A 23,633-nucleotide genomic window follows, 5' to 3' on the forward strand; every position below is an offset into this window, starting at 1 on the left:
TGAAAGGCTTCCCAATGCTGCCGTCAAGCCGCAGTTGTGACAGACGGTGCGGCTTGATGGCATGCTCCGTCGCGAATCACGACCCGCAGGACATTGACCCGCCGACGCGCAAGCGCCAGCAGCGCCTGTTTGCGGCCCTTCCCCTCGGCGCGTTTGCGTTGGTAGTACGCCGTCGAGGCCGGGCAGCTCGTGAGGTTGGAGAGCGCCGACAGGTACATGGCGTTGAGCCGTGCGCGGTGAAGCGGCGTGGTCGGCGCAGGTTGCCGCTGATACGGCCGGAGCCCCGCGGAGCCGGAGCCAGGCCGGCGAAACCTGCGAGCCGGTCGGCGCTGCCGAAGGCGTTCATGTCGCCGCCGGTCGCGGCGAGGAACACGGCACCCAGCGGGCCCAGGTCGCGGCGCATGCGGGCCTGATCCGCGATGACGAAGGCGTCCTCGGCGTCCTTCTTGCCTTCGCCCCGGTAGAAGGCCGACGCGCGGCGCACGGTCGGGCCGGTGATGTAGACCATCGGCTGGTCGTGGCTGAGCAGCAGCCCGATCAGCAGGGCGGCCCCGCCGTGATTGAGGTCGACCGCCCACAGCACGTCGGTATCGAGGGCCAGGACGTCCCCGATCAGTTCCAGCAGGACGGTCTCGTCGTTCAGGACCCGGCGGGACAGCAACCGTTCGCCGTCCGAGTTGAGCACCACGCAGTGATGGGTTCGTTGCCGAGGTCCACTCCAGCCCATAACTGGGGCACGGCCACCTCTGCCGGCTCGTCTCGCTTTCAAAACCCAGCAGACGACCTCGCCGACGTTGCCCTGCACAGCGATCGAGTCGCATCTCCCGATTGGCGGTCGAGTCGTCGCGGGACTCCGGGCGGCCAAGCCTTTCCAGCCATCTCACGGCGTCGCCATGACAGCCATACCCGGAGCCCCCCGGGTCCCGCTGTTCTTACGAGTGACCAGTTCGAACCCAAGACAAGAAAGTAGGGCAGTCATGACCACTCAAGGTCTCCGAATCGGCGTAGTGGGCGCGACCGGGCAAGTCGGGGTAGTGATCCGCAGCATCCTTCGGCAGCGTGCTTTCCCGATCGGACAGCTGCGCTTCTTTGCCTCTGCGAAGTCGGCGGGTCTACGGCTTCCATGGGGCGACGACAGCATCGTCGTGGAACACGCCGAAACGGCAGACCCATCCGGCCTGGACATCGCCATCTTCTCCGCCGGAGGAGCAACAGCACTGCAACTAGCACCCCGGTTCGCGGCGGCCGGAGCCGTCGTCATCGACAACTCCTCGGCGTTTCGGATGGATCCCGATGTGCCACTGGTGGTCAGTGAGGTCAACCCGGAAGCTGTGTCCGAGGCGCGACGCGGCATCATAGCCAATCCCAACTGCACGACGATGGCCGCGATGCCGGTGATCAAGCCGTTGCATAACGAGGCTGGTCTGGTGCGGCTCACTGTGAGCACCTACCAAGCGGTGTCCGGCGGCGGGGTCGCTGGAGTGGAAGAGCTCAGGTCTCAGGTGAGGGGGGTGATCGACCGAGCGGCCGGCTTGGCGATCGACGGGGCGGCGGTGGACTTCCCACCTCCGGTGAAATTCGCCAGAACCATCGCCTTCAACGCTGTGCCGATGGCCGGTTCGATCGTGGCCGACGGATCCGCCGAGACTGACGAGGAGCAGAAGCTGCGCAATGAGAGCAGGAAGATTCTTGGCCTGCCGTCTCTGCGTGTCGCCGGGACCTGTGTCCGGGTCCCGGTCTTCACCGGCCATTCCCTTGCGGTGCATGCGGAGTTTGCCCGTCCTATCTCCGCTGAACGCGCATCCGTGTTGCTTGAGCACGCCCCTGGTGTCCAGCTGTCCGACATTCCGACCCCGCTCCAAGCCTGCGGCCAGGACGCCAGTTTCGTGGGCAGGATTCGCCAGGATCAGAGCGTCGAGGAGGGGCGTGGCCTCATACTCTTCATCAGCAACGACAACCTGCGAAAGGGTGCGGCCCTCAACGCTGTCCAAGTAGCCGAGCTGGTCGCGGCGAACTTGCTCAACGCGTAGCAGGGCGTGGAGCGCCACACCGAGCAGGCTCTGGCTCAGGGCTTCGGCGTAGTCCTGTGCTGTTCGGTCCGTGGTGGTCTGTCAGGTTGAGGGGGCCGGGAGTGCAACAGGCACGGGCTTCCAAGATCATGGAGTTCTCGACGCCCCGTGATCCGACTGGAAGGCCGTGCCGGCCGACGCATCATCTCTGATCCCTCCTGCACCTGACCAGCTCCGCGAGTGTCTCCGAGCCACGCTGGAGGAGGTCCCGGGGCTGCTGGAGCGACTGGCGGAGGTGCCGGATCGGCGTGACCCCCGCGAGGTACGCCACGCCCTGGCCGTCGTCCTCGCACTCACCGCGTGCGCGGTTCTGACCGGGGCCACCCCGCTGCCGGCGGTCGACGAGTGGAGCAGCGATGCGCCGGCGCACGTGCTGGAACAGCTCGGCGTCCGTCCTGATCCACTTGCTCGCCGCCGTGGAGCACACCACCGGACTGGTCCTGGCCCAGCTGGACGTCGGCGAGAAGACGAACGAGATCACCTGCTTCCGGCCGCTGCTCGGCACCGTCGCCGACCTCGCCGGAACGGTCGTCACGAGCGACGAGATGCACACTCGGCGCGAACACGCCGAGTACCTCCTGGACCGCAACACTCGTGAGCGGCCCCTCCGCATCCCGTGGAAACCTCAACCAGGTTCCCTCCAAGGTATGCAGGCGGGAACGTTCCGGGATCGGCCTGCGACACCATCACGGATGTCGAACACAGACACGGATACAATGCCGCACGGCGCCTTATCCGCCAGAATGCTCACAGGGGGACCGGAATGCACACCAAGCTGATCAGGCTGACTGGAATCATGGCGGCTGCCATCCTGGCGCTCGGGCTCTGTGCGACCGTGCAGGCCGCCGCAACCGGCCAGTCAGCCGAGCAGCAGATCCTCGCGGACAACAAGGGGCCGGCAACCTCCACCCCATGAGGTCCGCGCCTCCTTCCTCAATGACTGCGGCCGGCCTCCGGGATCTCCATGAGGTCGAACAACTCGGCTGCTGCCAGATGGTTCTTCCGAGCCGTCGCGCCGTCGCCAAGTCCCTCGGCCGCTTGGGCCAGACCCAGGTACGCGGATGCCTGCTCAGAGCGGAATTGGATCGCCGAGGCGACCTCGAGCGCGTGGGTGTGCAACGCCGTCGCCGATGTGTACCGCCCTTGTGCGGTATGCAGCCGACCGAGGATGTTCTCGGCCTTCGCCTGGCGGACCGGCGTACCACTGGACCGTGCGAGGATCTGGGCACGTTCCGCGAGCTCGGACACCGCATCACTGTCGCCGAGACGGTGCGCTACCTCGGCGGACAGAGCCAGCACCAGGGCGACATCGCCCTGGGGCGCGCTCTCGTCACACAACTCGCGGGCTCGCCTCAGACTCGCCTCGGCATCCACGTACTGACCCATGCCCAGCTGGGCGAAAGCCAGATCGGCCAGAGCCATGGTCTCGTTGACCGGGTTCGCGGTGTCCCGCTCCAGCTCAAGGGCCCGGAGGGCGGACGCTGCAGCCTCCGGATAGCGGCCCCATCGTGCGTACAGCGAGCTGAGATTCGTCTGAGTCTCCGCTTCAGCGCGGGCAGTGCCAAGTTCCCTGGCCAGTTCGACCGCGTGCTCCAACAGAGGAAGGGCCTTGTTGTACCGCCCCAGCATCGACATGAGCAGCCCGAGAGCGGACTCACTGTTCGCCTCGGCGTCACGGTCGCCGAGGCGTACCGCGATCTCGCGTCCCTCGCGGGCGACGTTGATGCCCTCCTCGAAGCAGCCGAGCTTCCAGCAAGCGGCGCCAAGACTGGACAGGCTGATACTCAACAGGACCGGATCGTCGAGCCGGCGCGCGGCTTGGACCGCGAGGCGGCCGAGTGCTCGGAACTCTTCGAAATAACCACCCGCGTTCAGATGGAAGACCAGGTCGCGGACCAGCCAGCCGGTGTGCCGGTCGTAGCCGAGCCGATCGGCCAGGTCCACGACCGCCAGCAGTCGCTGATGTTCGCGACGGAACCAGAGGCTGACGGTCTTCTCTTCCGTCAGTTCCGGAAGCTCTCCCTGATACGGAGGGATCCCTGTCGACCGGGCGGTACGGCCTGGGAACAGTACGTCGCAGGCTACGTTGGTGGCTGTCAGGTAGTAGCTGAGCAACCGCTGGACGGCGTCCGCGTCGGTCCGTTCCGTCATCGGTCCGTGCAGGCTCTGGGCGAAGCTGCGTACGAGGTCGTGGAAGGTATACTCGCCCAATCCGGGCTGTTGGAGCAGATGTACGTCGAGCAGAAGCTCCAGAATGTCCTCGGCATCCCGGACACCGGTGTCGAGCAGCGCGGCCGCCGAGTGTGCGTCGATGCCATCGCCAGGGTGCAACCCGAGGATGCGGAACGCGGCGCGGTGCCTGTCGTCCATGGCCAGATATGACAACTGAAGTGTCACTGCGACGCTGCGTTCGCCTGAGCTCAGTTCGTCCATCCGGCGGCTCTCGTCCTGCAGTCGCTCGACGAGATGCCGCACGGTCCACCGGGGCCGGTTGCGCAGCCGTGCGGTGGCGATACGCAGCGCTAGGGGGAGATGGCCGCACAGCTCGGCGAGCTCGGCGGCCGCCTGTGGTTCGGCTTTCACACGGGCCGGGCCCAGCGTCCGTGCCACCAGCGTGGCACTGTCCTCGGGTGGCATCAGCCCCAGGGAGATCCACTCGATGCCGTCGAGGTCGAGCAACCGCACCCGGCTGGTGATTAGCACAAGGCAGCCGGGGGGAGCCGCCAACAGCGGCTGGATTTGAGCGGCGTCGGAGGCGTTGTCGAGTAGTAGTAGCATCCGGCGCCCCGCCAGTGCAGACCCCCAAGTGGCGGTGCGGCCAGGCAGGTCCTCGGGTATCTGCTCGCTCGGCGTACCGATCGCGCGCAGCAGGATGTCCAGTGCTGTCGATGCCGATATGGGGAGCTGCTCACCAGGGGTGAACCCGCGCAGGTCCACATAGAGTTGCCCGTCGGGGAACTCCTCGGTCAGCTGGTGAGCGGCGCGTACAGCCAATGAGGTCTTGCCCGCGCCGCCCATCCCGTCGATGGCTACGACCCGGGCGCTGTGCTCATCTGGCAACCTCTCGGCCCGGACCCGGCTGAGCAGGATCGCCAGCTCCTTGGCCCGGCCCGTGAAATCCGGCAGCGCATACGGCAGTGTGGAAACCGGACCGCGTTGCTCAGCTGGCATTCCGGAGGCAGTGGCGGGCGGCCCACCCTGCGGGGCTGTCAGCTCCGGACTCTCCCGCAGGATCCCCTCGTACAGCTTGACCAGTCGGGACCCCGGATCGATGCCGAGCTCGTCGACGAGCAACTCGCGTACCTTCCCGTACTCCTCCAGGGCGTCCGCCTGTCGTCCCGAGCGGTACAGGGCAAGCATGAGTTGGCCGCGCAGCGTCTCACGCAAGGGGTGTGCATCGACGAGTGCCCGCAGACTCGCGACAAGCTCGCTGCTTGCGCCGAGCTCGAGGCGCAGTTCGTGGAGCTGTTCGGCTGCGGCGAGACGGCGCTCCTCCAGCGCATTCGCCGCGCGGCCGATCACCGGGCCGCCCTCACCCGCGAGGACGGGTCCCCGCCACAGATCGAGAGCGCCCTGCAGCTCTGCGCAGGCATCGGTCAGCCTCCCGACGCCCACCGCTTGTGCCGCTGTCTGGATCCGTGCGTTGAAATCGAGAAGATCGAGTTGGCTGACCGACGTGATCACCCGGTAGCCCGGGCCGTCCGTGCTGATCATCTCTCGACCGGACGGCAGGCGTCGGCGGAGATCGGCGACAGCCTTGCGCACCTGGTGCGACGCAGTCGCAGGAGGGTCCTCCTCCCAGACGGCCTCAACCAGTCTGGCAATCGGTACGACCCGCCCGGGTTCGAGGAGCAGGGTGGCCAGTACTCGCTCTTGGATGGTTCCGCCGAGACGCACTCGTATGCCGCTGGCCCATACCTCAAGCGAGCCGAGTACATGGAACCGGAGTTCCTGTACGGACGGAAAACCATCCTTTCCCGAGTCTGCGACTGTCATCGATCCTCTATCGCCCATCAGAATGCCCAAGGTCAAAGGCTTGGTTTGGGGATCATAAGCCATCTGCCGCGGCGGTCAACAGCATGTAAGGCCCAGGTGAGAGCGTCCGCCTCGGGACGGACGACGGCAGGCAGGAGGGTGGCAGAGGTGCTCACGGTTGGATGGATCCCTTCGTTGAGCTGCGGTCCTCCCGACCTCCGTACTTTGGCATGTGACATGCCGAAGTGCGTAGTCGTTTTCCGGCAAGGACGTCTGCCGTGGGCGAACTCGGGTTCATCGGCAGGTGACGGGAGACCGGGGAATGGACAGGCCACCGCGGCCGGCGCCTGCTACCGGCGCCTCGCCCTCGCGGCGGGTGCCGGCGGGTACTTCCTGCGTCCCGTGCGGAGCGTCCGCGCGCCCGAACTCGCCGCCGCTGCAGGGCTGCCGGGCGGGGGACGTGATCCTGCTGACCCTGCTCGGCGGCCGCAGCCGCTACACGGAGCTCGCCCTCCCGACGGGCTTCGCGTCCGCCCCCCGCCGCCGCACCCGCCCCCGCCCCCGCCGACGGTGCTCGGCGGGCGGCCTGACAGCAGCAGCCGCCCCCGGAAGGTGCCCCCGGGGAACGGTCGGCGGCCCTTCGGAGGCGTCCTCGGATGCCGTGGTTCGCGGCGGCCTCCGCGCGGTCGGACGGTCGAAGGATCAGAACGGTTGCGCGATCCGCTCGGCGTTCTTCAGGTACGCGAGCACCGCGAGGACGCGGCGGTTGTCGTCGGCGGAGGCCTCGATGCCGAGCTTGGCGAAGATGTTGGCCGTGTGCTTGGCCACCGCGCTCTCGCTGATGTGCAGGGTGTGCATGATGGCGGCGTTGGAGCGGCCCTCGGCCATGAGTTCGAGGACGTCGTGTTCACGCGGGGTGAGTGCGGCGGTGGTGCCGCGGGCGTCGCTGCGGGCGAGGAGCTTGGCGATGACCTGGGGGTCCATGACGGTGCCGCCGGCGGCGACCGTGCGGACGGCGGCGACGAACTGGGCGGTGTGGGTGACGCGGTCCTTGAGGAGGTAGCCGATGGCGCCCCCGCCTCCGGCGAGCAGCTCGTGGGCGTAGAGCTGGTCGACGTACTGGGACAGGATCAGCACCGGCAGGCCGGGGCGGGCGCGGCGGGCTTCTAGGGTGGCCTTGAGGCCCTCGTCGGTGAACGTCGGGGGCAGGCGGATGTCGACGACCGCGACGTCGGGTTCGTGTTCGCGGAGGGCGCGCAGGAGTTCGGGGCTGTTGTCGACGGCGGCGACGACCTCGAAGCCGTGGTCCTGGAGGGTCCGGATCAGGCCGTCCCGGAGGAGGAAGAGGTCTTCGGCGATGACGACGCGCACGGTATCTCCAGGGTGGCGGTGGTCGGCCCGCCGGGCGGGCTCTGCAGGGCGAGGGTTCCGTCGAAGCTGCCGATCCTGCGCCGGATGCCGTGCAGGCCGCCGCCGCGGGCGGGGTCGGCGCCGCCGTGGCCGTCGTCGGTGACGGTGACGCGCAGGGCGCCGTCGGTGTGGACGAGGCGGATGCGGACCTCGTGGGCGTCCGCGTGTTTGCCGGCGTTGGCGAGCAGTTCGGCGACGGCGAAGTAGGCGGCGGACTCGACGGGGGTCGGGAGGCGCCCGGGCAGGCCGTTCTCGACGTGGACGTCGAGGTGGCTGTCGAGGGCGAGCGAGCGGACGGCGTCGCCGAGGCCGCGGTCGGTGAGGATCGGCGGGTGGATGCCGTGGACGAGGTCGCGGAGGTCCTGCAGGGCGCGGGCGGAGGCGGCCCTGACGTCGAGGAGGAGCTCGCGCCCGGCCCGCGGGTCGGTGTCGAGGAGCCGGGTGGCCCGGTCGAGGGTGAGGCCGAGGGCGACCAGCCGGGCCTGGGCGCCGTCGTGCAGGTCCCTTTCGATGCGCTGGAGTTCGGCGGCCTGGGTGTCGAGGGCGTCGGCCCGGGTGTCGGTGAGGTGCGCGATGCGACGGACGAGTTCGGCGGTGCGCGGTGCGGAGAGCATGCGCCGGCTCCAGGTGGCGTGGAGGTCGAGGGCGGCGGGGGCGAGGAGGAGTCCGGCCGCGATCGACCCGAGGCCGAGGACCGCGGCGGCCAGCATCGTGGCGGTGGACTCGACGGGGACGAAGGCGTACCAGTTGTCGGGGCCGAGGCGGCGCCAGACGAACGGCTGGACGAGCACACCGAACAGCCCGAAGTCGACGAGCGCGAGCGGGACGGCCACGAGCAGCCCGCCGACCAGCGGCTCCAGCCAGGCCCACCGGAGGTCGTGCCAGAAGCCGTCGTCGCCGAGGACACGGGCCGCCCCGGTTCGGCGGCCGGTGCCGTGGCCGTGGCCGCCGAGCGGTTCGGGCGGGCTGACGGGGGTGCCGCTCCACCGGGTGGTCCAGGACCGGTACCGGTCGGAGAGTGTGCGCAGGGCCGCCGCGGCGCGCGGCAGCAGCGGAAGGCCCGCCCCGACGGGGAGGAGCAGGAGCGCGCCCACGACGAGCGAGCCGGTCGCGGAGACGAGGAGGCCGTTCAGCGAGAGCAGTTGGCAGCGGCCGAGGGCGGCCGCGCGGTCGACGAGCGGGCGCACCGCCCCCCGAGCCGTCACCACGTGCTCTCCTCCGAATCGCCGGTCGGCGCCGATGCCGGCGCGCATGTCAGCGGGCCCCGTCCGCGGTCGGCAGGATATCGGCCGTCAGTTCCCGGACGACCCACGGGACGGCCGTGACCAGGGCGGCCAGGCCGAACAGCACCATGGACAGGTCGGCGTCGGCGGCCGGAGCGCTGCCGGAGCCGTCGTCCATGAACAGCAGCATGCCCAGGTTGACCAGGGCGTGGAAGCCGCCCGCGAGCAGGAGGCGGTTGGCTCCGGCGCGCTCCAGGCCGAGCCCGAGGACGACCGACATCGCCACGGTGGCCAGCAGGAACCCGGCCGCGTAGGCCGGGCCCTGGCCGAAGACCTGCACGTGCCACGCGCCCCAGAGCAGCCCGACCGCGACCGAGGACGTGAACGGGCCGAACCTCGTCCGCAGGAGCGGCTGGAGCAGGCAGCGCCACCCGATCTCCTCCCCGCACGCGCCGACCAGCTGCGCCGCCACGACGAGCGCGAACGGGCTGCCCAGCGTGCCCGGGTCGGTGACCCGGAGGCCGCCCTCCACCCACGCGTACGTGCCGGCGCCGAGCGCGATGACCGGTACGGCGCTGAGCAGTAGCCCGGCGCCGCGGGCGTGGCGCCGGGCCGTCGACCCCGCCGGGTCGACGGCCCGGCGGGCGGGCAGGGCACCGGAGAGCCGGTGCCGGATCCGGGATGGCCACAGCAGGGCCACCGCCGCCACTCCGAGCGCGGGGCCGAACTGTGTGAGCTGGATGACCACGGCCGGTATGCCGGTGGCGGGTTGGGCCGCACCGAGGGCCCCCGCCGCGAGGAACGCGACGGCGAGGAACACGCCCGCCTCCGCCTTCCACGCCACCTCGGCCGCTTTCACTGCCGTCTCCGTCCGCATGCCGTACGCCCCCGAGGTGATCGTCGTCCTGTGTGCCGTACGGGCCTCCGAATGGCCCGTACCTCTCGGAGACGACGATTCCGGCTCGCGGACCGGTGGCCATTGCGTGCAGCTGTCCGGTCGGGGTGCAGCCAGCTGCACCCCCGCTCAGCCGCGGAGGGTGTAGCCGCCCCGGATCACCCACGAGTCGGGCGCGGTGGCCCGGCACTTGGCGCCCCGGGCCGGGGCGCTGTAGTCGAGTGCGTCGGCGCCCGCCCAGCCGACCCGCTGCGCCCCGCTCGCGTCGGCGGGGTAGAAGGTGAGACCGGTCTCGGGGTGCCAGGTGCTCGGGGCGGGCTTCGGCTCCTCCTGGCCTGCGGGGACGGTGAAGTGGAGCGACTCGACCGGGCCGGTCACGGTGACGGCGCCGTCGGCCCCGGTGACGAGGCAGTCGACGGCGATCTCGGCCCGCACGGCCGACTTGTCGGGGAAGACGTGCAGGACGGTGGCGTGGCCGCGCGCGTCGTGGCCGGTGGTGGTGCGGGCGTCGACCTCTGCGGTGAGCCGTTCGTTCGGGAGGGGCCCCGGACCGTGGTAGTTGAGGAGCGTCCAGGCGTGCAGGTGCTGGTGGCGCGGGTGGGCGGCCTCGGCGGCCTGGGCCGGGGCGGTGGTCACCGCGGCAACGGCGGCCGCGGCGGTGGTGAGCGCGAGACCGGCGATGAGCTTGCGCATGGTCGTTCCTCCGGATCGGTGCGGGGGAGCGGGAATCGTTCCCCTCGGCACATCAAAGATCCCTGGAAGGAATGGACTTGGGCCTCCACCCCGAGGACGGGCCGCCTCCCCCGAGCGGGGGAACCGCCCGCTCACCGGGTGGACTCCCGTATCGCCTCCAGGGCGAGCGCGCCCAGGGCGAGGGCGGCCGCGGTGGCGGCGACGGCGGCCGGGCCGGGGCCGCGAGCCGGGTCGACGCCGAGGAAGTCGAGCCCGGCGAGGTGGTTGACCATGCCGTACCAGAGCATCGGGTAGAGCGACTGGAACAGCCGCGGGCCGCGGGTGACGGTGCCGCAGAGCAGCGCCAGGGCGGGCACCAGCAGCACCCCGGCGAGCGCGGCCGCGACGGCCCGGAGCTGCCCGGCGGCGAGCAGCCGGGCGATCGGGGCGGCGGCGACGGCGAGCGCCAGGACGACCCCGGCGAGCAGGCCGGCCAGCAGCCGCCGGGCGGGGGCGGGGCAGGCGGTGAGCAGTTCGCCGACGCTGCCGCCGTCCGCCCGGTGGCCCATCCGGGACCAGAGCAGCACCGGCCAGAGCATCGCGAACGGCAGCACCGCGTGGGTCGGGACGTCGGGCCGGGTGACGGCCGCGAGCAGGGCCAGGCCGAGCGTGCCGGCCCACCACAGGCGCCGGCCCTGGACGAGCACGCGCAGCTCGCCGGCCGTGGCGGCGAGCAGGGTGCCGCCGGCCCGGGAGGGCGCCGTTTCCGCCGGGGTGATCCGGGCCGGGTCGAGGGCGAACGCGGCCGGTCCGGACGCGGGCGAGCCGGGGGAGCCCGAAGAGGCGGCCTGCCGAACGGGCCGCCGGGTGGGCCGCCGGACGGGCGGCGCGGCCCGGTCGAAGCGGTGGAACCACGCCGCCCCGGCCAGCGCGAGCGCCACCGCGACGGCCGCCGTCAGCCCGGCGTGGCCGAGCAGCCCGCCCGTCTCCTCCGGACCGAGGCCGGGCCAGTCGAAGCTGCCGCGCACCCGGTTGTCCGCCGTGAGCCCGACCCCGAACTCGACCGTGTCCGCGGGGTAGCCGCTCGCCGCGATGACTTTGCGGATCGAGGCCGTGATCAGGCGCATGCCCAGCAGGTCGTACCCGCGGCTCGCCTGCGCGCCGAGGACGCCGGTCAGCCAGACCACGGACCAGAGGAGCATGCCGGGGCCGTCGCGCAGCCCCGGCACGGTGTCGAAGAGCACCGCGCACCCGGCGACCGCCGCCAGCAGCGGCAGGGTGATGAGCACGTACGGCAGCAGCAGCCGCACGACGTCCACGTCGTCGGAGTCGCCCTTGAGCAGCTGCACGGCGAGCGCCGTCCCGGCGAGGGCGAGCAGCATCGAGCCGAGGACCAGCAGGTTGCTGAGGAACTTGCCCGCCAGGTAGGCGAGTCGGCTGAGCGGGGTGGCGGCGAGGACCTGGCCGACGCCGGTGCGCTCGTCCCGCGCGACCGTGCCGCGGGTGATGCCGAAGCCGGCCAGCGAGAGCCAGACGGCCCCGCCGAGCGCCGTCACGGTGCCGACGTAGCCGCTGGTGTAGCGGCCGAGGTGGTCGCTGACCTGGAAGACCTGCCAGCGGGAGTCGCCGACCGGCGCGGCGAGCAGCCCGAGGGCGAGCGTCCCGAGCAGGACGGCCAGGTAGCCCGGCCGGCGCCGCCGCTCGCGGAAGTCGGCGAGCGCGAGGGCGCGGACGGCGCCGGTGGTCACCATGCCGCCACCCCCTCGGCCACCGGCGTGGCGGGGCCGGCGGCGAGCAGCAGGTACGCGTCGTCGAGCCGGGGCGCGGTCGGCTCGGCCTGCGGGGCCGGCCGCTCGTGGGCGAGGACCCTGACCCGGACACCCTGCGGGGTGCGCGTGCTGCCGCCGAGGAGGAACCGAGAGCGCAGCACCGGGAGTTGGGACGGATCGACGGTCAGCTCCCAGACCCGGCCCGCGGCCGTCCGGAGCAGCCCCTCCGGGGTGTCGTGGTGCAGCAGCCGGCCGCCGCCCATGACGGCGATCCGGTCGGCGGTGGCGGCCACGTCGGAGACGATGTGGGTGGACAGGACGACGATCCGCTCGGCGCCGAGCCCGGCGAGCAGGCCGCCGAAGCGCAGCCGCTCCTCCGGGTCGAGGCCGACGGTGGGCTCGTCGACGATCAGCAGCTTCGGGTCGTTGAGCAGCGCCTGGGCGATGCCGACCCGCTGGCGCATGCCGCCGGACATCGCGCCGAGCCGCTGCCCGGCGGCGCCGGACAGGTTGACCAGGGCGAGCAGTTCGTCGATCCTGGCCCGGGCCGAGCGCCGGCGCAGGCCCTTGGCGGCGGCCAGGTAGCCGAGGAACTCCCGGGCCGTCAGCTGCGGGTAGACGCCGAAGTCCTGCGGCAGGTACCCGACCGTGCGGCGCAGCGGGCCGGGCCGCCGGGCGATGTCGGCGCCCTCCCAGAGCACCCGCCCGGAGGTGGGCCGGGTGACGGTGGCGAGGATCCGCATCAGGCTGGACTTCCCGGCGCCGTTGGCGCCCAGCAGGCCGAGGACGCCGGGCCGCAAGGTCAGCGAGAAGGAGTCGACGGCGCGCCTGCCGCCGCCGTACTCCTTGGTCAGGTCGTGGATCCTGAGCTCCAACGCTCGGCCCCCCCCGGTGCGTGCGGCCGGGCGTCGCACGCTTGGTCGTTGCACGCCGGCCCGGCAGTCGGCGTCTTCCTGACCGCCATGCTTGCGCCGCGCGGCGCACCCGCACATCTGCCGTTCGGGAGATATCGGCGGGCTTTCGCGCGCCGCACCACCCCGAAAACGCCTGATGGGTGTGCCGATCGGCACACCCATCACGCGTTCGAGCGGACCGGCCGGTCCGCGGAGTCACTCGTCGTCGAGCCCGCCGACGTCCTCGCTGCCGTCCGGGGTCCCGGTGATCGCGTACCCCTGCCGGCGTGCCTCGTAGCAGGCCACCGTCGCGGCGGCCGAGACGTTCAGCGAGCCGACCCGGCCCAGCTGCGGCACGAACACGACCTGGTCGCAGATCGCCAGCGCCTCCGGCGTGATCCCGCGGTCCTCGTGGCCGAGGACGAAGGCCACCGCCGGCGTCAGCTCGGCCGCGAACATCGGCACCGCGTCGTCCGCCAGTTCCAGGCCGACCACCTTGAAGCCGTCCGCCTTCGCCGCCGCCACCGCCTCGGCGACGGTCGGGAAGTGCTCGACCTTCAGGTACTTGTCGGTCCCCATCGCGGCCTTCTGGGCGCCGGACGACCGCACCGACGGGGTGTCCCCGGTCAGGTAGAGCTTCTCGGCGCCCATGGCCGCGCCGGTCCGCACGACGGAGCCGACGTTGAAGGGGGACTGCAGGTTCTCCAGGATCAGCGCGAGCCGGAACTCGTTGCTGCGCCGCCACGAGCGGTGCAGGCGCTTCAGTTCGGTCCCGCGGAGCTGCTTCACGACGTCGTACCTCGTCCACTCTCGGAGCCCTCGCCCGTCTCCGGGCGGGGCCGCGCTTCCAGAATCCGGAACCCGTTGACCGACGCGATCCGGGAGGTCGGGTAGCCCTGCTCGTTCAGCCACTTCTGCAGCGAGTCCGAGCCCAGGTGCTTCTGCACGACCAGGAACGCCGAACCGTCGGGGGTCAGCCGGCCGAGCCAGTGCGTCAGCAGCCGGCGCAGCGCGGCCTTGCCGATCCGGATCGGCGGGTTCGAGTAGATCGTGGCGAACCGGAGGTCCTCGGGGACGTCGTCCGGCAGCGCGGCCTGGACGTTGCCCAGCCCCAGCGCCCCGGCGTTCAGCCGGACCAGCTCCAGCGCGCGCTCGTTGACGTCCACCGCCCAGACCGGGAGGCGCTTGCGCCGGGTCGCCCAGGTGAGCGCGATCGGGCCGTAGCCGCAGCCGACGTCCAGGATCGGGCCGCGCACGCGCGGGTGCGGCGCGTGCTCCAGCAGGATCCGGGTGCCGGGGTCGAGCCGGCCGCGCGAGAACACCCCGGCGTCGGTGGTCAGTTCGAGGGTGAGGTCCGGCAGGGAGACCGTGATCGGCCGGCGCTCGCTGGCGACCTCGGGCGCACCCGTGAAGTAGTGCGAGCCGGACATGTGCTTTCCCCGTCGTTCGTGTGGGCTTCGGGGCCACCGGGTGGGTGCGGGTAAGCCCTGGTACGGCACCGATCGTACCCCCGGCGGCCCCGGCCGCGTTCTGTCCGGCCGCCCGCGGCCGGTGCCGTGACCCTAGACGGTGCCGGGGGTCTTGCGGGTGGTCACGTTGATCCGGTTCCAGGTGTTGATCGTGAAGCAGACCGACATCAGGCGGGCCAGCTCCTCCTCCTCGAAGAGCGCGGCGGCCCGCGCGTACGCGGCGTCCGAGACGCCGCCGCCGATCGCGGTGATCTCCTCGGCCAGTGCGAGGGCGGCGCGCTCGCGCTCGGTGTAGACGCCCGCCGGGGCCTCGTGCCACACCGGGAGGAGGTAGATCCGCTCGTCCGTCTCGCCGGCCTTGCGGGCGTCCTTGACGTGCATGTCGAGGCAGTAGGCGCAGCCGTTCAGCTGTGAGGTGCGCAGCTGCACCAGCTCGACCAGGGCCGGGTCCAGGCCCTCGCGGGCGGCGGCGTCCAGGGCGATCATCGCGCGGAACACCTTGGGGACGGTGCGGGCGTAGTCGAGGCGGGCCGGGGCTGCGGTGATCTCGTTCGTCGTCATGACTACGACTCTAGGAACGGAATGCACCATGGACACGGGTCATTCGATCTCTTGATCCATGGGTCAATTCCGCACGGCGAGCCGGTTCGGGCAACACGCCGGAACCGGGCCGGCACTTCGCGTCCGGGCGCCCGGCGGCGGATACTGCCAGTACTGCCCAGCACCGCCCGCGCACCGCCACCCGGCGCTCGTGGGAGCCTCCGAACAGCGAGGACGGACGCCATGCCGCAGAACCACGAGGACTACCTCATCGACGAGGCCGTCGAGACCGTCGAACCCGACGACGAGGCGCCCGAGGGCGACGAGTACGACGAGTACGACGAGGTCGCCGAACGCCGGGCCCTCGGCGCCGACCCCGCCACCGACCTCGCGGACGCCGCCGAGCAGAGCCGCGTGGTCCAGCTCGACGAGGACGAGTACCGGGAGTAGCGGCCGTGGCGCTCCGGCCGCCGTGGGCTCACAGGGCGCGGCGCCGCTGCAGCCAGGCGAACGCCGCCCAACCCGGCAGGACGGGCAGGATCAGCGTCAGGCACCGGTAGAGCACGACGGCCGCCACCGCGCCGCCCTGCTCCATCGACGCCGCCGACTGCAGCAGCCCGACCAGCACCCCGTCCATCACGCCCGCCCCGCCCGGGGTCGGCGCCGCGTTGCCGACCGGGCTGCCGGTCAGGAACACCACCGCGACCGCCGCGAACGACGGCTCCCGGCCGACCGCCCGCGCGCAGCAGTACAGGCAGGCCGTCAGGCACATCGAGACCATCAGCTGCCCGGTCACCCCGACCGCCAGCCGTCCCGGGTCGCGCAGCAGCTCCAGCAGCCGCGGCAGCACCTCCGCCGTCAGCGGCCGCAGCCGCGCAGCCAGCCACCGCCGGGCCGGCGGCACCGCCGACACCGCGGCCAGCAGCACCGCCGCCCCCGCGAGGCCGCCGGCGACGGCGGGCAGCGCGTCCAGTTCCGAGCCGCCCGGTTCCTGGCCGAGCAGGTAGACGAACGCTCCCAACTGGAGCAGGTGCAGCACCAGGCCGATCAACTGGCCGACGCCGACGCTGGACAGCGCCTGCGCGGTCGGGATGCCGGCCTGCTGCAGCAACCGGGTGTTCAGCGCGACGCCGCCGACGCCGCCCGGCGACACCAGCTTCGCGAAGGACCCGGCGACCTGCGCGAACACGGCGTTGCGGAAGTCCAGCCGCTCCGGCACGAAGCCGACGAACCCCATCGCCGCGGTGACGTGGCTCGTCGCGGCGGCGAGGACGGCCAGCAGCAGCCAGAGCGGATCGGCGTCGGCCACGGCGGCGATCGGGTTCTGCTCCGCCGCGAACAGCTGCGGGATCAGCAGCCACCCGGCCACCACCCCGCCCGCCACCGCGAGCAGCGTCCGCGGCCGCAGCCGCTCCAGCTTCACCGGCCGCACCGCAGCCTGCGGCCGCAACCGCAGCACCTCGGCCCGGATCCCGTCCAGCAGGTCCGCCGCCCTGGCCCCGGCGGGGGGCGCGGCCGCCCGCGGGGTGGCCGGCCCGTCGGCGTCGGGGTGGGTGTCGGTCCCGGTGGTGCCTCCGACCACGGCCTCACCGCCGTTGCCGGGGGTCGAACCGGCCGCCTCCCCGTCCGTCCCCGTGGCCGCGGGCCTGCGCTTCAGGGAGTGTCGGGTCGTGGGGGCCAGGGCCACCGGCTGGAGCAGGGGGAGCGAGGCGGCGACGGGGTCGGGGCCCAGGGCGGCGATGGCGGTGCGGACGGAGCGGGCCGGGCCCGCGCGCAGGGCGAGGGTGGTGAGGAGCTGGGCGATGTCGCTGCGCAGGACGAGTTCGCTGGCGGCGATGTCGCCGTCCGCGAAGTCGACCAGGTGGACCGCGCCCGCCGGGTCGACCAGGAGGGCGGACGGGGCGAGGGCCCGGTGGGCGATCTCGCGGCGCTGGAGGAGGGCGAGCTGGTGCCAGGCGTCGGTGAGGAGGTCGTCGGTGATCTCGTCGTCGGCGAGTTCGTCGAGGGTGCGGCCGGCGAGGTGCTCGTACGCGATGAGGGCGGTGTCCTGGCCGAGTCCGGCGGTGGCGGCGATGCGGCGGGTGCGGACGCCGGCCGCGACGGCCGCGTACGAGACCAGGGCCTCGTGCTCCAGGCCGGTGCGGGGGGAGCGCAGGGCGCGCGGGTGGGGCGCGGTGCGCAGCCGCAGGCGCCGCCAGGCGCGGTGCAGGGCGGCGGCGGTGACGGCCTGGCGGTCGAGGACCTGGACGTCGAGGTCGGGTCGGCCGTCGGCCTGCCGGACGAGGTGGCGGTAGGGCCCGGCGGGGTGGACGGCGGTGGGCCGCAGGCCGCTCTCCCGCAGGCCGCGGAGGATCTCGGCGGGCCGGGGCCGCGGGTCCGGGGTGCCCACGGCGTAGAGGACGCCGTGGGCGGTGGTCCAGCCGATGAGCAGGCCGAGGAGGAGCGCGGTGGGCGTGGCGTAGCCGGCGGCGAGCCCGGCGAGGCCGGAGAGCGCGAGGACGGTCCAGGGCACGCGCCGTTCGCGGCTGCCGGAGGCGGTCAGGAAGGCGAGGGCGGGCGCGAGGTACCCGTACACGGGCTCGGTGTGCCCGGTGGGCCCGCCGGGCAGGGCCTGGGTGAGGGAGGCGAGCAGGGAGGCCGGGGCGAGCCCGTCGGCCCACATGCCCACGGCGAGGGTGACGCCGTACGCGAGGACGGCGGCGAGCAGGCCGTCGGAGACCTGCTGGAGGGCGCGCCGCCGGTCGGGGCCGAGGAGGCGGCGGGCGGCGAGGCCGACGGGCAGGAGCAGGACGGCGGCGGTGGTGAGGCCGCCGGCCAGGCCCGCCAGGGGCCGGGGCACCAGTTCGGTGGCCCCGGAGATGTCGGCGGCCAGGCCGCTGGTGGTGGCGCGGGCGTAGTCGGCGAGCAGGAGCGTGAGGGCGGTTCCGAGGAGGCCGGTGAGCAGCCGGACGAGGGCGACCGGCTGCCGTATTCGGCCGGTGTCGAGCACCCGGGCCGGGACGCTCCCGTGCCCCCCGGACGCGGGAGCGCGCTCCGCCTCCCGGGGCCGTTGCCCCGGCAGGTGCCCGGGCGCAGCGCCCGTCCCGGCACCGTCGGCCCCCGCGCCGCCGGTGCCGCCGTCCGTTCTCCCCGTCACGATTGCCACGGGGGGCATGCTCCCATGCCCCCCTGAGGGCGCGCCGTGAGCCGCCGGGCCCGCCGGAGCCGTCGTGGCCCCTCACGCCTGCCGGGTGGGCAGCGCGACGACGTGGCGCAGGTTGACGTGCCGGGGGCGGCTGACGGTGTAGGCGATGAGGTCGGCGATGTCGTCCGCGCTCAGGGCCGGGATCGCCTCGAACATGCCGCCGAGCTGCTCGCGCAGGGCGGGGTTGTCGATGTGCCCGCCGAGTTCGGTGTCGGTGAGGCCGGGCTCGACGGCGCTGACCCGGACGTCGCGGGGGCCGAGCTCGGTGCGCAGCGCCGCGGACAGCTGGGTGAGGCCGGCCTTGGTGGCGCCGTAGACCGCGTAGTTGGGGAAGACGACGTGTGAGGCGATGGACGAGACGTTGACGAGGTCGGCGGCGCGGCCCTCGGCGGCGGCCTCGACGAGGTCGGGGGTGAAGGCGCGGACGACCCGCAGGGCGCCGGTCAGGTTGGTGTCGATCATGCGGGCCCACTCGTCGATGCGGCCGTCGTCGAGCGGGTTGGGCAGCATCACGCCGGCGTTGTTGACCACCAGGTCGACCGGTCCGAAGGCGGCGTGGACGGCCTCGGCGGCGGCGTCGACGGAGGCCTGGTCGGTGATGTCGGCCGTGACGGCGACGGCCTGGCCGCCGGCTCCGGCGATCCCGGCGGCCAGGTCCGCCAGCCGGTCGGCGCGGCGGGCGAGCAGGGCGACGCGGGCGCCGCCGGCGGCGAGCAGCCGGGCGGTGGCGGCGCCCATGCCGCTGGCGGCTCCGGTGACGACGGCGGTGCGGGTGGCGAGGGCGGGGTAGCTCATCGGGAGGCTCCGGGGGTGGGGCGGTCGGGCTGACGACGACCACTCTGCTGCGGCGGCGGACGGCCACCCAGGGCCGAGCTCTTCCTGGGAAGGACGGACCCGGGAACTCCCTTCCTGGGAACGGCAGTACCACCTTCCAGCGCCGTCCCGGGACTACGCTGCCGGGCATGGAGAACAGCCTGGGGGACTTCCTCCGTTCGCGCCGGTCCCGGATCCAGCCCGAGGAGGTGGGCCTGCCCTCGCACGGCCGCCGCCGGGTGCCGGGGCTGCGCCGGGAGGAGGTGGCGCAGCTCGCGGGCGTGAGCGTGGACTACTACGTCCGGCTGGAGCAGGGCCGGGGCGGCAGCGCCTCGGACGCGGTCCTGGACGCGGTGGCGCGGGTGCTGCGCCTGGACGACGTGGAGGCGGAGCACCTGCGGTCGCTGGCCCGTCCGCCGAAGCCGTCCGGCGCCGGCGCCGCGCGCGGGCGGCAGCAGGTGCGCGAGGGCACCCGGCTGCTGCTGGACATGATGGCGGGGGTGCCGGCGTTCGTGCTGGGGCGCCGGATGGACGTCCTCGCGTGGAACGCCCTGGCGGACGCGGTGCACGGCTACTCGTCCCGTCCGGGGAGTGACACCAACGCCGCCCGGCAGGTGTTCCTCGACCCGGCGGCCCGCGGGTTCTACGTGCAGTGGGAGGCGGTGGCCGCGGAGACCGTCGCGTACCTGCGGCGGGACGCCGGGCTGCACCCGGAGGACGCCAAGCTGAGCGCGCTGGTGGGCGAACTGTCCGTGCGCAGCGAGGAGTTCCGCCGCCTGTGGGCCGATCACCAGGTCCGCGAGAAGACCCACGGGGTGAAGCTGATCCGGCACCCGCTGGTCGGCGAACTCGACTTCGGCTACGAGACCCTGGGCGTGCACGGATCGCCCGAGCAGCTGCTGGTCGCGTTCACGGCACCGGCCGGCTCGCCGACCGCGCAGAAGCTCGCGCTGCTGGCGAGCTGGACGGCGGACGGGAGCCCGGCCAGGGTGGAGTGAACCGCTGCTCCGCGGCCCGCTCCGGGCGTGTCTTCGCGCCCCGCCCCGGGCGGGCGTCACTACCCTGCGGGCATGACCGCCGCCTGCGAAGACCTCGCCATGGCCCCCGCGACCATCCGGCCCGCCCCGCCCGCGGACGGGTGCGCGGACTGCCTGGCCGAGGGCCGGCGGGACTGGGTGCACCTGCGGATCTGCCTGGACTGCGGCCACGTCGGCTGCTGCGACTTCTCGCCGGGGCGGCACGCCACCGCGCACTTCCACGCCTCCTCGCACCCGGTGATCCGCTCGTACGAGCCGGGGGAGGACTGGCGCTGGTGCTTCGTCCACGAGGCCATGGGCTGAGCAGCGCTGCTACCGGGGGCGGATTCCCGGTGGCACCGGGCCCCAATCCGGATAAAATCCGGACATAGCGCTCGCCCGACAGTCGAAGCGCAGCGCCCGAGCGGCCACCGGCCGACGTCCGTCGCCGTCGGTGACCGCCGAAGGGAGGCCGACGATGACCAAGCGAACACCCGCCAGCACCGCCAAGCTCCGCCAGGGCACCCAGGAACTGCTGGAGCGCCGCGGCATGGCCAGCAGCCCCAAGCAGCTCGGTCCACGCGTCCGCACGGGCGGCACCTCCGCCGCGGTGGCCGGGTACGCCGCGGGCGACCCGTTCCGGCACGGCGGGCGCGACACCGGGACGACGGCGGCGCACGCCGCTCCGGCGATGCACGCCGAGCTCAAGGGCCACCGGCACCGCGGCGCCGAGAAGCACTCCGCGCACTGAGCGGCGCCACCGCCGCCGGAGGTGGGCGTCCCTGCGGGACACCTGCCTCCGGCGCGTGCTCAGGTCCGGCCGGGGCGACCGCCGGATCGCGCCGGGGCGACGTGTCGGACCCCTGCGGTACGGTCGATCCGTCGGCCGAAGGGCGGCCAGGGCGATGGGGCGACGGGGGCGCGCGATGGCGGACGTGATCACGGAGGAGCCGGTCGAGCTCCAGCTGGAGCGCTACCGGACGGAACTCACCGGCTACTGCTACCGGATGCTCGGCTCGGTCTTCGAGGCCGAGGACGCGGTGCAGGAGACGATGGTCCGCGCCTGGCGCGGCCACAAGAACTTCGAGGGCCGGGCCGCCCTGCGCTCCTGGCTGTACCGGATCGCCACCAACGTCTGCCTGGACGCGCTGAACGGCCGCAACAACCGGGCCCGCCCGATGGACCTGGCCGGCCCGGTGACGGTCGCCACCGCGAGCGACGCGCAGCTGCCCGAGATGACGTGGATCGGCCCCGCGCCGGACGGCCGGGTGCTGCCCGAGACGGGCGACCCGGCCGACGTGGCGGCGCAGCGCGAGTCGGTGAAGCTGGCCTTCGTGGCGGTGCTCCAGCGCCTCGCGCCGCGCCAGCGCGCGGTGCTGATCCTGCGTGAGGTGCTCGGCTGGCGGGCCGCCGAGGTGGCCGAACTGCTCGGCGTCACGGTGGCCTCGGTCAACAGCGCGCTCCAGCGCGCCCGCGCGGTGCTCGCCGGCGAGGGCGCGGCCGCCCGTCCGGTGGCCGCCCTGGACGACGACCACCGCGCGCTGCTGGACCGCTACGTCAGCGCCTTCGAGGCCTACGACATGGCGGGCCTCGCCGCACTGCTGCACGAGGACGTCACGCTCAACATGCCGCCGTTCGCGATGTGGCTGCGCGGCAAGGACGAGATCCGGGCGTGGATGCTCGGCCCCGGCTGCGGCTGCCGCGGCTCGCGCCTGGTCCCGGTGACGGCCAACGGCGGTCCGGCCTTCGCGCAGTACCGGCCGAGTCCGGCGGGCGGGCACGAGCCCTGGGCGCTGATCGTGCCCGAGGTCTCAGACGGCCGGATCACCGGGCTCACCAACTTCCTCGACACCGACGTGCTCTTCCCGCTGTTCGGTCTCCCGGCCCGGCTGGACGCCGAGTAGCGGCCCGCCTGCCGAAGGCCCGCCCGCCACGGGCAGGACGTCGGTCAGCCCGCTGAACGCGAGCAGTTCCCGCAACGGGCCGCTCGCGTTCAGCAGCAGCACGCCCACGCCGTACCGGGCGGCGGCGAGCCGCAGCCGGGCGAGGGCGTCGACGACCGCCAGGTCGGGGGCGGTGAGCGCGCGGAGGTCGCAGGTGAGCGTCCGGCCGGTGGTGGTGGTGGTTCGCTTGGTCTCCATGCGGGTTGGACCGCTCCGGCGGTCGCGAATCATCGGTCCGGCGCAGGCGCGCAGGTCGGGTTCGCCGGTCCGCCCCGTCCGTGCGCCGTCGGCGGCGATGGCAGAGTGGGGGCGTAGAGACCACCGTTGCCGCGGCCGTGGGCCGTTGGCATCGAGCGAGGAGGACCGCCGTGTCGGCTGAGCCTTTGAAGTCCCGTGAGGAGTGGCTGGCCTCCCTGCCGCGGATCTACGCGGCGGCCGGCTGCCTGTTGCGGGACGAGTCCGGGCGGATCCTGATCGTGAAGGCCGGGTACCGCGAGCACTGGCAGTTCCCGGGCGGCACGATCGACCTCGGCGAGGGGCCCGCCGAGTGCGCGGCGCGGGAGCTGGAGGAGGAGACCGGGATCGTCAAGGCCGCCGGCGACCTGCTGGCGATCTCCTGGACCCACCCCTCCGACGAACTCGACCACCCGGCCGAGCACTTGCTCTTCGACTTCGGCACCGTCCCGGACGGCACCCCCGTGACCGTCCCGGCCGGTGAGCTCGACGACTACCGCTGGGTCCCCGACGAGGAGGCGCTCGTCCTGCTCGGCCCGTCCCGTTCGGCGCGGTTGCGGGCCGCGCTGGAGGCGGCCGTCGACGGGCGGGTGCGGATCGTCACCACGAGCGTGTCGGGGTTCTGAGGGGACGCCGGACAGTGGTGCGGGCCCGGGGGCGGTCGACCGCCCCCGGGCCCGTCCGTGCTTCACGGCTGCGTCGGGTCCTTCTGCCGCTCGGCGATGATGGCGGCGATGGCCTCCGAGATGAACGTCTCGGTCTCGGCCCGGTCCACGTTCAGGTCGGCGAGCACGCCGGTGCCGTTCGCCTGCTCCAGCAGGGCGAGCAGGATGTGCTCGGTGCCGACGTAGTTGTGGCCCAGCTTGAGCGCCTCGCGGAAGGTCAGCTCCAGCACCTTCTTGGCCTGCGCGTCGAACGGGATCAGTGCGGGCAGTTCGGCGGCGGGGGCCGGCAGGGCGGCGCCCGCCGCGGCGCGGACCGCCTCGGCGTCGACGCCCTGGGCGGCGAGCGCCTTGGCGCCGATGCCCTCGGGTTCGGCGATCAGGCCGAGCAGCAGGTGCTCGGCGGTGATCTCGGCGTTGCCGGCGTTCCTGGCCTCCTCCTGCGAGACCACGACGACGTGCCGGGCGCGGTCGGTGAAGCGGGCGAAGCCCTGGCTGGGGTCGAGGTCGTTGGGGGTGGCGGGGTCCTTGGGGACGAAGCGCTTCTGGGCGGCCTGCTTGCTCACGCCCATGCTCCGGCCGATGTCCGTCCAGGACGCGCCGGAGCGGCGGGCCTGGTCCACGAAGTGGCCGATCAGGTGATCGGCGAGGTCGCCCAGGTGGTCGGCGGCGATCACCGCGTCGGACAGCTGGTCGAGCGCGTCGCTGTGGACCTTCTTGATCGCGGTGATCAGGTCGTCGAGGCGCAGCGGAGTCGTGCTGGGAACAACGGGATTCTCCATGCGTCAACCGTAGGTTGTCGATCCTGCATCGTCAACCGATAGTTGACGATACTGCCGGGTAGGCTTCGGGCGGTCGGGTGACGG

At 73.0% G+C, this 23,633-nt stretch carries 23 protein-coding genes and 1 pseudogene; 9 read left to right on the forward strand and 15 right to left on the reverse strand.

Going from position 1 to position 23,633, the window contains the following annotated elements; all coding sequences use genetic code 11:
• Nucleotides 1-23: 23 nt before the first annotated feature.
• Nucleotides 24-744, reverse strand: a pseudogene (locus AB0C76_RS17100) (transposase).
• A 233-nt stretch (nucleotides 745-977) separates the two neighbouring features.
• Here AB0C76_RS17100 and AB0C76_RS17105 point away from each other — a divergent pair.
• The 3 genes from AB0C76_RS17105 to AB0C76_RS17115 all read left to right on the forward strand — a co-directional run bounded on the left by AB0C76_RS17105 (nucleotide 978) and on the right by AB0C76_RS17115 (nucleotide 2,985).
• On the forward strand, nucleotides 978-2,030 hold the full coding sequence (locus AB0C76_RS17105) for an aspartate-semialdehyde dehydrogenase (RefSeq protein WP_359965295.1): 1,053 nt from the start codon (nucleotides 978-980) through the stop codon (nucleotides 2,028-2,030).
• 274 nt (nucleotides 2,031-2,304) lie between these two features.
• Entirely contained in the window at nucleotides 2,305-2,667 is a 363-nt protein-coding gene (locus AB0C76_RS17110) for a transposase family protein (protein WP_359965415.1), read from the forward strand.
• 165 nt (nucleotides 2,668-2,832) lie between these two features.
• The gene (locus AB0C76_RS17115; protein ID WP_359965297.1) at nucleotides 2,833-2,985 is read left to right on the forward strand and encodes a hypothetical protein; all 153 of its coding nucleotides are present in this window, start codon (nucleotides 2,833-2,835) and stop codon (nucleotides 2,983-2,985) included.
• Between the two features lie 17 nt (nucleotides 2,986-3,002).
• On the opposite strand, the gene AB0C76_RS17120 is transcribed toward AB0C76_RS17115, so the two are convergent.
• The 10 genes from AB0C76_RS17120 to AB0C76_RS17165 all read right to left on the reverse strand — a co-directional run bounded on the left by AB0C76_RS17120 (nucleotide 3,003) and on the right by AB0C76_RS17165 (nucleotide 14,936).
• Nucleotides 3,003-6,065, reverse strand: coding sequence for a BTAD domain-containing putative transcriptional regulator (locus AB0C76_RS17120; protein ID WP_359965299.1), 3,063 nt, complete (start codon nucleotides 6,063-6,065; stop codon nucleotides 3,003-3,005).
• 681 nt (nucleotides 6,066-6,746) lie between these two features.
• Nucleotides 6,747-7,415 (reverse strand): response regulator transcription factor, encoded by a 669-nt coding sequence (locus AB0C76_RS17125; RefSeq protein WP_359965300.1) that lies wholly within the window; start codon nucleotides 7,413-7,415, stop codon nucleotides 6,747-6,749.
• Complete coding sequence (locus AB0C76_RS17130; protein WP_359965302.1) at nucleotides 7,367-8,659, reverse strand: histidine kinase; 1,293 nt, start codon at nucleotides 8,657-8,659, stop codon at nucleotides 7,367-7,369. The genes AB0C76_RS17125 and AB0C76_RS17130 overlap by 49 nt, the downstream gene beginning before the upstream one ends.
• A gap of 49 nt (nucleotides 8,660-8,708) precedes the next feature.
• Nucleotides 8,709-9,536, reverse strand: a complete 828-nt coding sequence (locus AB0C76_RS17135; protein ID WP_359965304.1) for a CPBP family intramembrane glutamic endopeptidase — start codon at nucleotides 9,534-9,536, stop codon at nucleotides 8,709-8,711.
• Nucleotides 9,537-9,701: 165 nt separating this feature from the next.
• Complete coding sequence (locus tag AB0C76_RS17140; protein ID WP_359965306.1) at nucleotides 9,702-10,265, reverse strand: hypothetical protein; 564 nt, start codon at nucleotides 10,263-10,265, stop codon at nucleotides 9,702-9,704.
• 131 nt (nucleotides 10,266-10,396) lie between these two features.
• Nucleotides 10,397-11,995, reverse strand: a complete 1,599-nt coding sequence (locus tag AB0C76_RS17145; protein WP_359965308.1) for a hypothetical protein — start codon at nucleotides 11,993-11,995, stop codon at nucleotides 10,397-10,399.
• On the reverse strand, nucleotides 11,989-12,888 hold the full coding sequence (locus tag AB0C76_RS17150; RefSeq protein ID WP_359965310.1) for an ABC transporter ATP-binding protein: 900 nt from the start codon (nucleotides 12,886-12,888) through the stop codon (nucleotides 11,989-11,991). Before AB0C76_RS17150 ends, AB0C76_RS17145 begins: the two co-directional genes overlap by 7 nt.
• Nucleotides 12,889-13,122: 234 nt before the next feature.
• The gene (locus AB0C76_RS17155) at nucleotides 13,123-13,695 is read right to left on the reverse strand and encodes a TrmH family RNA methyltransferase (protein WP_359965312.1); all 573 of its coding nucleotides are present in this window, start codon (nucleotides 13,693-13,695) and stop codon (nucleotides 13,123-13,125) included.
• Entirely contained in the window at nucleotides 13,692-14,336 is a 645-nt protein-coding gene (locus AB0C76_RS17160) for a methyltransferase (RefSeq protein WP_359965314.1), read from the reverse strand. The genes AB0C76_RS17155 and AB0C76_RS17160 overlap by 4 nt, the downstream gene beginning before the upstream one ends.
• A gap of 132 nt (nucleotides 14,337-14,468) precedes the next feature.
• Nucleotides 14,469-14,936 (reverse strand): carboxymuconolactone decarboxylase family protein, encoded by a 468-nt coding sequence (locus tag AB0C76_RS17165; protein WP_359965316.1) that lies wholly within the window; start codon nucleotides 14,934-14,936, stop codon nucleotides 14,469-14,471.
• 222 nt (nucleotides 14,937-15,158) lie between these two features.
• On the opposite strand from AB0C76_RS17165, the gene AB0C76_RS17170 reads away from it, so the two are divergent.
• Nucleotides 15,159-15,365 carry a hypothetical protein gene (locus AB0C76_RS17170; protein ID WP_359965318.1) on the forward strand — a complete coding sequence of 69 codons (207 nt, stop codon included), beginning with the start codon at nucleotides 15,159-15,161 and terminating at the stop codon, nucleotides 15,363-15,365.
• Nucleotides 15,366-15,393: 28 nt separating this feature from the next.
• Here AB0C76_RS17170 and AB0C76_RS17175 read toward each other — a convergent pair whose 3' ends face one another.
• Both AB0C76_RS17175 and AB0C76_RS17180 read right to left on the reverse strand, forming a co-directional pair.
• Nucleotides 15,394-18,060: a lysylphosphatidylglycerol synthase transmembrane domain-containing protein gene (locus AB0C76_RS17175; protein ID WP_359965320.1), complete on the reverse strand. Its 2,667-nt coding sequence runs from the start codon at nucleotides 18,058-18,060 to the stop codon at nucleotides 15,394-15,396.
• Nucleotides 18,061-18,132: 72 nt separating this feature from the next.
• Complete coding sequence (locus AB0C76_RS17180; RefSeq protein WP_359965322.1) at nucleotides 18,133-18,894, reverse strand: SDR family oxidoreductase; 762 nt, start codon at nucleotides 18,892-18,894, stop codon at nucleotides 18,133-18,135.
• Between the two features lie 167 nt (nucleotides 18,895-19,061).
• Here AB0C76_RS17180 and AB0C76_RS17185 point away from each other — a divergent pair, with 167 nt between their 5' ends.
• The 4 genes from AB0C76_RS17185 to AB0C76_RS17200 all read left to right on the forward strand — a co-directional run bounded on the left by AB0C76_RS17185 (nucleotide 19,062) and on the right by AB0C76_RS17200 (nucleotide 21,832).
• Nucleotides 19,062-19,910: a helix-turn-helix transcriptional regulator gene (locus tag AB0C76_RS17185; RefSeq protein ID WP_359965323.1), complete on the forward strand. Its 849-nt coding sequence runs from the start codon at nucleotides 19,062-19,064 to the stop codon at nucleotides 19,908-19,910.
• Between the two features lie 72 nt (nucleotides 19,911-19,982).
• A complete protein-coding gene (locus AB0C76_RS17190) occupies nucleotides 19,983-20,252 on the forward strand; it encodes a UBP-type zinc finger domain-containing protein (protein WP_359965325.1) in 270 nt (89 codons plus the stop codon).
• A gap of 154 nt (nucleotides 20,253-20,406) precedes the next feature.
• Nucleotides 20,407-20,679, forward strand: a complete 273-nt coding sequence (locus AB0C76_RS17195) for a hypothetical protein (protein WP_359965327.1) — start codon at nucleotides 20,407-20,409, stop codon at nucleotides 20,677-20,679.
• Between the two features lie 175 nt (nucleotides 20,680-20,854).
• Nucleotides 20,855-21,832: a sigma-70 family RNA polymerase sigma factor gene (locus AB0C76_RS17200; RefSeq protein WP_359965329.1), complete on the forward strand. Its 978-nt coding sequence runs from the start codon at nucleotides 20,855-20,857 to the stop codon at nucleotides 21,830-21,832.
• Here AB0C76_RS17200 and AB0C76_RS17205 read toward each other — a convergent pair.
• On the reverse strand, nucleotides 21,740-22,069 hold the full coding sequence (locus AB0C76_RS17205) for a hypothetical protein (protein WP_359965330.1): 330 nt from the start codon (nucleotides 22,067-22,069) through the stop codon (nucleotides 21,740-21,742). The genes AB0C76_RS17200 and AB0C76_RS17205 overlap by 93 nt on opposite strands.
• A 170-nt stretch (nucleotides 22,070-22,239) precedes the next feature.
• On the opposite strand from AB0C76_RS17205, the gene AB0C76_RS17210 reads away from it, so the two are divergent.
• Nucleotides 22,240-22,731 carry an NUDIX hydrolase gene (locus AB0C76_RS17210; RefSeq protein WP_359965332.1) on the forward strand — a complete coding sequence of 164 codons (492 nt, stop codon included), beginning with the start codon at nucleotides 22,240-22,242 and terminating at the stop codon, nucleotides 22,729-22,731.
• Nucleotides 22,732-22,793: 62 nt separating this feature from the next.
• On the opposite strand, the gene AB0C76_RS17215 is transcribed toward AB0C76_RS17210, so the two are convergent.
• The gene (locus AB0C76_RS17215; protein WP_359965334.1) at nucleotides 22,794-23,549 is read right to left on the reverse strand and encodes a Clp protease N-terminal domain-containing protein; all 756 of its coding nucleotides are present in this window, start codon (nucleotides 23,547-23,549) and stop codon (nucleotides 22,794-22,796) included.
• Nucleotides 23,550-23,633 lie beyond the last annotated feature (84 nt).

Source organism: Kitasatospora sp. NPDC048722, from assembly GCF_040650235.1.
Classification (GTDB): domain Bacteria; phylum Actinomycetota; class Actinomycetes; order Streptomycetales; family Streptomycetaceae; genus Kitasatospora.